6 protein-coding genes are annotated in these 9,431 nt (G+C 58.8%); 2 read left to right on the top strand and 4 right to left on the bottom strand.

The genetic code is table 11. The features are described 5' to 3' along the window. Positions 1-47: 47 nt before the first annotated feature. Positions 48-773 (bottom strand): nucleotide pyrophosphohydrolase, encoded by a 726-nt coding sequence (locus OXK16_06740; protein ID MDE0375641.1) that lies wholly within the window; start codon positions 771-773, stop codon positions 48-50. Between the two features lie 1,471 nt (positions 774-2,244). Here OXK16_06740 and OXK16_06735 point away from each other — a divergent pair. Next, positions 2,245-2,736, top strand: a complete 492-nt coding sequence (locus OXK16_06735) for a hypothetical protein (protein ID MDE0375640.1) — start codon at positions 2,245-2,247, stop codon at positions 2,734-2,736. A 145-nt stretch (positions 2,737-2,881) separates the two neighbouring features. Here the strand turns inward: OXK16_06735 and OXK16_06730 are convergent, their stop codons facing one another. The 3 genes from OXK16_06730 to OXK16_06720 all read right to left on the bottom strand — a co-directional run bounded on the left by OXK16_06730 (position 2,882) and on the right by OXK16_06720 (position 6,178). Continuing rightward, positions 2,882-3,277: a helix-turn-helix domain-containing protein gene (locus OXK16_06730; protein MDE0375639.1), complete on the bottom strand. Its 396-nt coding sequence runs from the start codon at positions 3,275-3,277 to the stop codon at positions 2,882-2,884. Next, positions 3,274-3,756 (bottom strand): holo-ACP synthase, encoded by a 483-nt coding sequence (locus tag OXK16_06725; GenBank protein ID MDE0375638.1) that lies wholly within the window; start codon positions 3,754-3,756, stop codon positions 3,274-3,276. The genes OXK16_06730 and OXK16_06725 overlap by 4 nt, the downstream gene beginning before the upstream one ends. 1,318 nt (positions 3,757-5,074) lie before the next feature. Further along, positions 5,075-6,178, bottom strand: coding sequence for a putative DNA base hypermodification protein (locus OXK16_06720; protein ID MDE0375637.1), 1,104 nt, complete (start codon positions 6,176-6,178; stop codon positions 5,075-5,077). Between the two features lie 734 nt (positions 6,179-6,912). Here OXK16_06720 and OXK16_06715 point away from each other — a divergent pair. Continuing rightward, positions 6,913-8,643, top strand: coding sequence for a CHAD domain-containing protein (locus tag OXK16_06715; GenBank protein ID MDE0375636.1), 1,731 nt, complete (start codon positions 6,913-6,915; stop codon positions 8,641-8,643). Positions 8,644-9,431: the final 788 nt, after the last annotated feature.

Below are 9,431 nucleotides of genomic sequence, written 5' to 3'. Positions count from 1 at the left end.
GGGGGTGGGGAATTTCAGTGATCAACTCCGGGGATTTTCAATGACCATCAACAGTTATGCTGACGTGCGTATGCGAACATGAGAGCGACGAACGCTTCCTCGTTGATTATGGCCCGCCCTCCATCTTCCACGGCATCAATCTTAGGGTCGCTCTTCCGTTTACACTTGAAAATCACACCGCGAGCGACTGGTGACCACCCAAGTACAGCTGCGTTGGCTAAATGGAATGCGTCGTGGAACCTGTATCCGCTATCATCATATGTATTATCTCCCAGTTTGCTCCCGACCCGCTTACCTTGCCACATGACTTCGATAATCGGCTCTGGACGTGCGGGATCTTTGACAGGCCGAATTATCACCTCAAATGTGCGCGGTAGCTGCTCGCTTCGATGGAAGTCGGCATCGAAGTGTTCGACCGGAGTACGTTTTGGTCGTACCCCTGCCGAAACAGGTGGCCATCTGTCGGATGCCTTCTTCAGATTGAATTCGGCTATCTCTTCTAAAGATAGCCCAAACTTGACCGCAGCGTTGGCGAGATACCACAGAATATCTCCTAGCTCTTCCTTAATGTTGGCGCCAAAGAGTTCATATGCCGTTCCATCTCGTAAGAACTTCTTGTACCCGGCTATCAATGTACCAATCTCCCCAGAGAGGCCAAGCAACGGTGGCAATCGAACGTCGATTCCCTTACCCATGGTGTCCGGTAGGTGGTCTGTCTGCTGTGCCCTTCGTTGATACTCGGAGAGAGTGAGTGGAACATGTTCGGTCGTCATCGGGGTACCCTTCGGATTGGTCGTGTTTGGTCTGGTGGGTCAACCGTCTGGCAGCTTAGGTAGTCTACGACTGCGGCCTGAACGGCGAAAGCCCTCAAGTACTCAAGTGGTAACCATCCGTAGCCGCCTGCCCCCCAACGCTGTCCCCAACTGTTACGGACGAGAAGCCGGCGGAGCCGACGGTCGTGATCCGTCGCCGCGCCAAGTGCGACTATAGAGTGGTAATCACCCGTTGGTGCGGTAACGGCGGGCACGGATATTTCTCCCGTATCTGTGGGGTTTTCGAACTCGAATGTTATCTCTACTACGAGAACGACTGGGAGCCGGGCTGCGAGTGCGTCTTCGATGAGTACTTCAGTACCGTCATGGGCCAGAGGCAGGTGGGTCATTCGAGCTGTGTACCAGTCGTCGGCCAAGGCAGCGGCGGGTGGAGTTTCGGTAGCAAGCCCGATCTTTGGGTTGTAGGGCCAAACTGCTAGCAGTGGCTGCCCTTCGGCGGACAAAGCGATACCAACTGCATCAAGTGTCGTACCGCCTGTCGTGGCAATACCTGATCGTACGCAGTGACCCCACAGGGATTCTGGCGCTAGCGCTCTTGGCGTGATGTTTCCTGTATGGCTACGAGTTGCTTCATGCGCTAACGACACGGAGAGCGGGAGGCAGAGCGGGCGGGGCCCCTGCTCGTAAACCCCGGGTTGTATCTGGTTGCGTAGGTCGACGGAAGGTCGGGACAGGCTGGTAGATCGGCTAGCTGAAGTGATCACGTGAGGGGCTCATCAGTTATGGGTTCTGAGTGAGATCCCCAGACTTGAGCCGGAGGCACGCCAAGCGTGGGCCCACCCTCAGTCGAGCTTGTGAGCTGTTCGATTGATATTCCATACCGGCGGGGTTCTACAAGCGCGGTCAGAGAATATTGCTCGGCTGGGCCAGCATCGTTGTATGAGGATATGTAATTCAGCCTAAGGTTGACGGAACCTGGACTCTCGAATCGCACTGCAAGCGCACGCTGACCACTCGTGCCCACCACGGGAGGTTCTGCAGCACTGTCTGGCAGTGACAGTCGGCTGAGGGACGAGTCCATGAAGAGTGCGCGATCCAGCATGTGAGGTTGCTCAGAGACCACGGATGATCGGGGCATGAAGTAGCGATCCCCAACCACTTTGGCGCCGTTGCCTAGATCCACGTTCCGCCTCGGAGTAAGTGGATTGGCTGCATCGCCGGGAACAACGTCCGAACCTGGCTTTCTAACCGGGGCCCCTCGATCGGCCTTCTTCATCTGGTCGAGAAACGAGAGTGCCCGCGCGGACGAATCCAAACCGTCAAATGACTCCGCTCTGGGCAATGGCGGCGGTTCAGCTGTCTGAGGCCGTTGGGTCTCTTGACCTGTAAAGACCCACCTGTAGCCAGTGCTGCGATTCTCAGGCAGTAACAGCACAACCTCATCGTCAATCCGCACGCTGAGCTGATGACCATGCCAGTCCTCGTCCACAGGCCATACGTCCGCGTTGCCGCTGACCGGACGCCGTCCCAGCCCGATCTTTGTCTTGACTTCGAGTGGTGGCGTAGCGAGAAGATCGACAAGGCGCCTGTAGTCTATGAGTTCGAAGTTCGCGAGTTGGCGTACGGCAGCTTCGTAACTGACACCCGACTCGCGGGCTACCGTGTAGGCATCTACTGCAGATATATCGTCTCCGACACCGAGGCGAGACAGGGTGCCGAATACCAGAGGCGGCGGCATGAGCAGAGCTGCAGCGAAGATCTGAGCGAGATGTTCGGATTCATTGTCTGGTGTTGTGCCGAGGATCTCATTTTCACTGTCGAGTGCCTGGGTTTTGGCATGACCGAGGCGCCAGTGGCCGAGTTCATGGGCAGCTGTGTAGCGCTGTACAGCAACGGGGCGCTCTGTGGTGATGAGCACGCCGCCGACTCCTTCGGGAATAAAGGCTCCAAGCAGGCGACCTAGGGGTTGGAACGCCAACCAGAGTCCGACTCGTTCACACAATCCGAATACATCGACTTGATGGGCGGGATCTACGCAAGCTTCGGCGAGGAGTTCATTCGCCGAAGCGACTGCTCTAAGCCGACGGCCGCGGTAGTCAGTCGTCATACTATCTAGATCGAGTTGATGTGTCCCCGCGCGAACTAGGGCGACCGGCACCCGCTAGGAACTCAGCAAAGCGCAAGACCTGTTCCTTGTCGCCTTCGGATAGGACAGCTGTCGCTCGGAACAGCGGCGTAGAGAAGTCCGTCTCTTCAGGTTCTTCGCCAAGTAACCAGCCGACTGGTCTTCGGTACAGCCGAGCCAATCGGCGGAGTTCAAGCGATGACACACGGCGTTTCCCAGTTTCGAACGCAGAGATACTCGCCCGAGGTATACCCAGCACTGCCGCCACATCTTCTTGAAGTAACCCTATGTAATTACGGGCTTCCCGAAGCCGCTCGCCAAGTTGTTCCTGCTCCATCTCGTCGCTCGTAGCACCCCAATCTTGCCCGTGATCTGTCATTCCTTCTCCTTAGTATTTCCGAGTGTTCTGTCAGCCCGGTGCCGTTCACCGATGTAGGTCGACACAGCGAATGCGATAGCCCATCCCTGCTCGTGCGAGACGGAAACGTGCACGCAGCCAGCACCAACTCCTTCTGCGGCGGCGCTAGCGCTGCGATGTAACCGAACCCTGAGCGCGCCGGTGGTAACACGTGTTATCTCGACATCAACCGGATCAACATCGCCAAGTCCTCTTCCAAGCGCCTTCATCACAGCTTCTTTGGCCGCCCAGCGCGCAGCGAGGCGTTCGACAATGCCTTCAGCATCCTCTGTCTCTCTCGCTGTCCAATAGTTGTCAACAAATGCGCCTTGGTCCGATTCGAGCAGCCGCTGCAAAGTCTTAACGTGCACTAGGTCAACACCAACACCGAGGATCCCACACATCTGAGTATCTAGGCACAGTGAGTCATCTCCAGATTCGACTGAGTCGATCACCGGCATTGCCCTAACTGTTGCAACTAGCCAACGCTGCGCGCGCCTCATTGAGAACAGCACGTGGATTCGGACGACTCCCTAGTTGGGCGTCGGCCAGTGTTGAATGAACAACTAGCTCGCCAAGGTCATACCCGGACTGTTGGCACACAAACTGCATGAGCCATGAGAGACCCAGATAGTTCCCGTATGCTTTGCTTACAAAGTAGTGATGGCGGTACATAGCAGTGCAATGCAGTCGACCTTCAAACAGTGTGAAGTCAACATGTACGAGACAAAGAAAGCCACGAATACGTTTGTCCGTGACAGCATAGACTTGTAATCCGATGGGAAGTTGGCTCTCTGGGATGCAGTATGCCGAGAGATCGATGTCGAGAGCGTTGTGGGTCCGGCGGCCGTTACTGTGCTCGCTCCGGAGGCGCAGAATACGCTCTTCTAGTTGGTTGTGGCCTCCCGCCTCATTCCCAGGCCAACTGATAATCCGTGAGAAATAGGTCCCCCTGCTACTCCCCCTAGCAGTCAATAACAACGGCAACATTGAATTATACCGAACATAGAGTCGCTCGCCGGCTTCATCAATGACCTTCTTTGTATCCTCGTCCATGTTTGGCTTCCAGTCCGCACCAGGGTCGTCATACAGGTCTCTCGGAAATATCGTGCCAGCAACGGTCGCGACGCTTTGCTCATCGTCATAGGGACCCAGGGCGCCGTCCAGCACCTCGCGGACTTCCCCGACCTCAGCTCCAGGATCTGTGATCGTTGTAACGAGATTGGGCAACCGGCCCCCTCGAGCGTCCAGGGCTGCCTGAAGGCCCCAAAGCCAGGCCTCGCTCACCGTCTTAGCTGGAGTCAGGGCGTGGCTCATTGGGAAGCCATGTTGGAGGACACGGTGTCGAGCGCGCCGCGAAGTACGCGCGCGAGCCCAGCCATGCTCCGGAGGTCTGGCCCTTGAGTGCTCGCTAGGTTGACCAGCTTTGGTTTACCGACCGTGCTGCCTACCTGGCTGATGAGCCAGACGGCAACCATGCTGCTGATACTCGGAGACCCATCACCCGCCAATTCTTGGAGGGAGCAACTCGGCGCGCCTGCCTCTCCCAATATCTGCTCCAGGTAGCCCCGTATTTCACCTTCGGACGCCCCCGCCAACGACGGGAGTCCGACACTGCTGGTCGTGGGTTCGGTCTTTGGAGGAGCCAAGCGTCCGGGGTTGCTGTCGTAATCCATGACACAGTATGTTAGATAATCCGACATCTGATGTCAAGCACATTCTGCCACCGCGGCCAAGTGCCCGCCGGGTCCCGATGTTCGGGTATTTCGGACGCCCCGTTCAGCCCGTCCGTGTTACTCCCCTAATCGAAGACAGCGGCTTCCACACGTCACGGAGGACGTCCCGCGTCAGCTCGGCAGCTATCTTGGGAGCGTCCGCAGTCCACGGCAACCCCCACTTCGGCGGGAACCCGAGAGGGAGTGGCCGCCGGTCTGCTCTGAATCCCTGCTTGATGCGAGATGGCCCCCGCCGCGACCGCGTTGGATGCAGCACGCGAGCATACTTGTCCACCTCACAGAATAGGTTCTGGCAATCCACAAGATGTAACGGCCGACCGAACAGGTTCAGGAACGGAACGGATTCGAAGGCAAGAAACTCATCTGCCGAAGCTGCCATACATGCGACGATCTCATCCGGACCGAGGCCGCCAGTGTCCTCGAAACACTTGTCAATTCCGCGAAGCGCCCCAGGCCCAGGAACGACAAAGTCCATCTCATCGAAGTCAAACACTGGCGAGTAGTTGAGGTCAATAGCGTACTGGTACGCGAGAAACGGTCCGAATGACTGGATGCCCAACAGCCGGTAGTACAACTGTTCTAGCGAAACCGCTCTTGTCAGTGATACCAGAACACCAGTCGCGAGCAGGTTGGCGAGTAGATTCAGATGATTCTCATGCTTACGGACATGGCCTAAGCTTGGAGCAGGCATAACGTACGCAGCTGAGTAGAGGCGTCCACCTGAATTGAACCGCTCGTCAAGTACTCGCGTATACACCCCAGCGTCGAATGACAACGCGTCAGGCTCACCTACATGGGAGACCAACCATTCCCATGTCTCAATTCGGTTGAATACCTTGAATAATAGGACACGCAGGATCGTATCTACAGCGTCTCGATCGCGGTCATAAATGACTTGTTGCAGCAGATATTGGCTGACACGATCAGCGGACCGGTAAGCATTCGTAAAGCGATATTGGGAAATAACAGAATCATGAGTCCATGGGCCCGGTAAGCCGAGGATACGCCTGAAGAACACCCGTTGCCGCTCAGCAGCTAGATACCAGTAGGACCAAAAGACCTCAGTAACCACAACGCGGTGACCAGCCAGGCTAATGGCCCACGTCCCACGTCGACTACGATTGCCTTCAGCGAGCAATACGGACATCAGTCCAGGTTGGGGTGGACAGCCCTACTCACCCCTCACACGCATAGGAGCGTCTTGAAACACACTAACCGATAGCGCCCCGCCGATGTACGCCGAATCCCTCTCTGATTCGTACCCCTACAGCTCATGCGGAGGCTCCTCTCTGCACCAATGACATTCTCGCCAGGTACGTTACAGACTACATGTGACACCGCAGGTAGATCACGGACGACGTGAACATTGTCCCCAGCATGGTCACAACCGTGCGGGCGGTGGTCATCCACAGGGTGTATACGATCACCCCGTGCTGCACGGGCACCATCGCCGTACCACCGAGGACAGCCCTACTGAAGTGGTGGTGGGGAGCGGGGCATACATGGCCGGCTCGACGATGCCGGCGGAGCGTGACTGCGGTGGGGTGGGTGAGTGCCGATCGCCGAGACGGTCGATGATCAGGACTAGGTGACTCACTTGTAAGGGATCAGCTCGGCCGCTTCGCGGCACAGAGCCCGGGTCGGGACCGGCCCAGTGAGGCGGACTCCAGTTCTGCGGCGAGGTTCACCAAGTTGGCGCCTTTGTAGGAAGGTGTGGGGTTATCCATCGTCCTGGCTGGTCTGGTCCTTCGAGTACTGTTCAATGTCCTGAGCCCGGTTTGACGGCAGCTCTGTGCTCTGTTCGGCGTTGGGAACGCGGACAAGGCACCTACGTGCCCTTAGCTCTTAGACTCGTACCGTGTCGGAACAGGAGACCGTGCCATGGTCTCACGGCTGGGATCGGTCCCGGAGTCACCGGGAGGAGGCACGCCTGGGGATTGCACTCCCTATCCGCTTCAGGCGGCTTATCCGGAGGTCGAGGCGAAGTTCCTGATCGAGGACGCCGCGCAAGTCGGCGATCTGGTCGATTCTCTCGACTCTTTCGACGTGCGGTCGGCTTCGGTCGTGAATGTCGTGGATGACTACTGGGATACGCCTGACTGGCATCTCTTCAGGGCAGGGTGGGCGTATCGATGGCGGGACTGCTCGGGGGACAAGAGTGTGATGCTGAAGTCCTTCAGGTTGGGGGATGGGATCGTGCAGAGGCGCCGGGAGGTCGAGCGGCGGGTGTTGGCGTTTCCGCAGGACGGAGGTCATCCTCTGGTTGCCGAGCATGTCGGTGACCGGTCCGGCTGTCTTCGGTCGGAGGACCTCCGGAAGCTCTTCCGGGTGCGGACGCACCGTCGCCTGTTCGACATCCGGCTGTCCGATGGTGCGTTGGTGGAAGTGGGGATCGATGAGACGGTGATCACCGCCATTGCCCCGGTGAAGAAGCCGGCGCCGGGGCGTATGACGTTCGTGGAGTTGGAGATGGAGCTGAAGGAGGGTGAGGAGGAGTCGCTGCGGCAACTGGCCGCGGAGAGCCAGCAACGGTTCGGTCTTCTGGCGGCCCGCCTCAGCAAGTTCGAACGCGGATTGCAGACCGCTGGCCTGTCGCCCCCACGGGCTTCTCGTGTGGTGTCGCCGGCGAGCACGCCTTTCGTGGAGATGTTGCGGGAACGGGCGCCCGTGCCGGCCGATCCGGCCATCCACCTGGCCTATGGGCGCCTGCTCGAGCAGTTCGAGGAGATGATCGCCCAGGAGCCCAGGGCCTGGGAGGGTCTGGATCCCGAAGGGGTACACAAGATGCGGGTGGCCACGCGCCGCCTCCGTTCCGCCCTTCGAGCCTTCAAGAAGGTGCTGCCCGCCTCGATCCGTTCATTCAACGGCGAGTTCAAGTGGCTCGCGGCCACTCTCGGTGCTGTGCGGGACCTCGACGTCGCCAGGGGGAACCTCCCCCACTTCCTGTCCGAAATCCCTTCGGAGGATGCTGCTCACCTGGACGACTACCAGCAGCATCTGGCCGATCGGTGGCGGGAGGAGCGAAGACAATTGCTGGCCGGCATGGCCAGCCGGCGGTACGGTCGTTTGAAGGCGGGCTTCGCGGAGCGGCTCGAACGGGGTCCGTCTGAGCGCGTCATGGAGACCCTGGGCTCAATCACGGTCGGCGAGGCCGCCCAGCTGCTCATCGGCAAGCGCTACCGGGGGGTGCTGCGCCGCGGTCGTGCGATCACATCCGCGTCCAGCGACGAGTCGCTGCATGCGCTGAGGATCCGATGCAAGCGGCTGCGTTACCTCCTCGAGTTCTTCCGTCCGACCTATGGCGACTTGCTCAAGGCGGAGACCACCCGGCTGAAGGAACTCCAGGATGTGCTGGGCGAGTTCCAGGACGCGTGCGTCGCCGGCGGGCTGCTCCGCCGCTACGCCCAAGGCCTACCCGTGCGCAGCGGCAACCGGGGCCAGCTCACCGCGCTGGACCAGCTGATCGCCGGCCAGGACCGCCGGGCTGCGACGCGACGGACCGACTTCGCTCACGCATGGCAACGGCTTGATTCCCCTGGTGGTCGAACGGGACTCCTCACTCGCCTGGAGGAGAGTCGGGCGCCTGTCACCCGGGAACACACCTGGGTCTGAGGAGCATCAGGACGCGGATCAAGGCGGACCATGCGAAACCCGAGAGGTACGCTCGCGAGCATATTGATTGGTGCTCGAACCGGGTCGGTCCCCACTCGTCGGCTTCGCCGAGAGCACGCCCCGGCACGCATCGCACACCGGGCCTCGGTGACCTCAGCATGACGACCACCGCGAGGGACTACACCATGACCTTGCCGGCTCATCGGATTTCAGTGGGGAGTGACAGTGGCGAGTAGGTCCCAGATGCTCCCATGTTTGTCAAGTCGGGGATGGGGGCGGGTTGAGTTTGGAGCCAGTTCTGGTATTCGGTACCGAGATGATGGTTGTGGTCTCGGCCGCGCTCGAGTGCGGAGAGGGGCCGGGGGCGGGATCAGCTACGACTTCTTGCGGGTGCTCACGACCCTCGTTCCGCTAAGGATGTCTCGTAGGCCTCTCCCCCGGATCGGTTTGAACCATAGGGCTAGGAACAACCCCCCCGTTAGTAGCCCTGTAAACGCTTGCCAACCAAACCAAGCATAAAAAGCGGCTGGTAGTATAAATATACTAAGAAAACATACCGTTCCGATAGCTCTGACGAGAGCCCTCATCAAACTGGGTGGTCGGTCCGGGACGGTACCCAGGACCTTTGTTCGTGTCAGTGTGTGGCCAATACCGCCTCCCCACTTGGCAACCGTTAACCATTCATAAAGAAGCATCATTATAATCGATACCCAAAGTCCTCGTTCGCGAATGAACTGAGGTTGACCCGGTTTTGTGGACACTTACAGACTTGTGATTATTGGTCATGG

It is taken from the genome of bacterium (assembly GCA_028821235.1).
GTDB lineage: Bacteria > Actinomycetota > Acidimicrobiia > Spongiisociales > Spongiisociaceae > Spongiisocius.
This window is presented reverse-complemented; position numbering and strand designations above follow the sequence as displayed.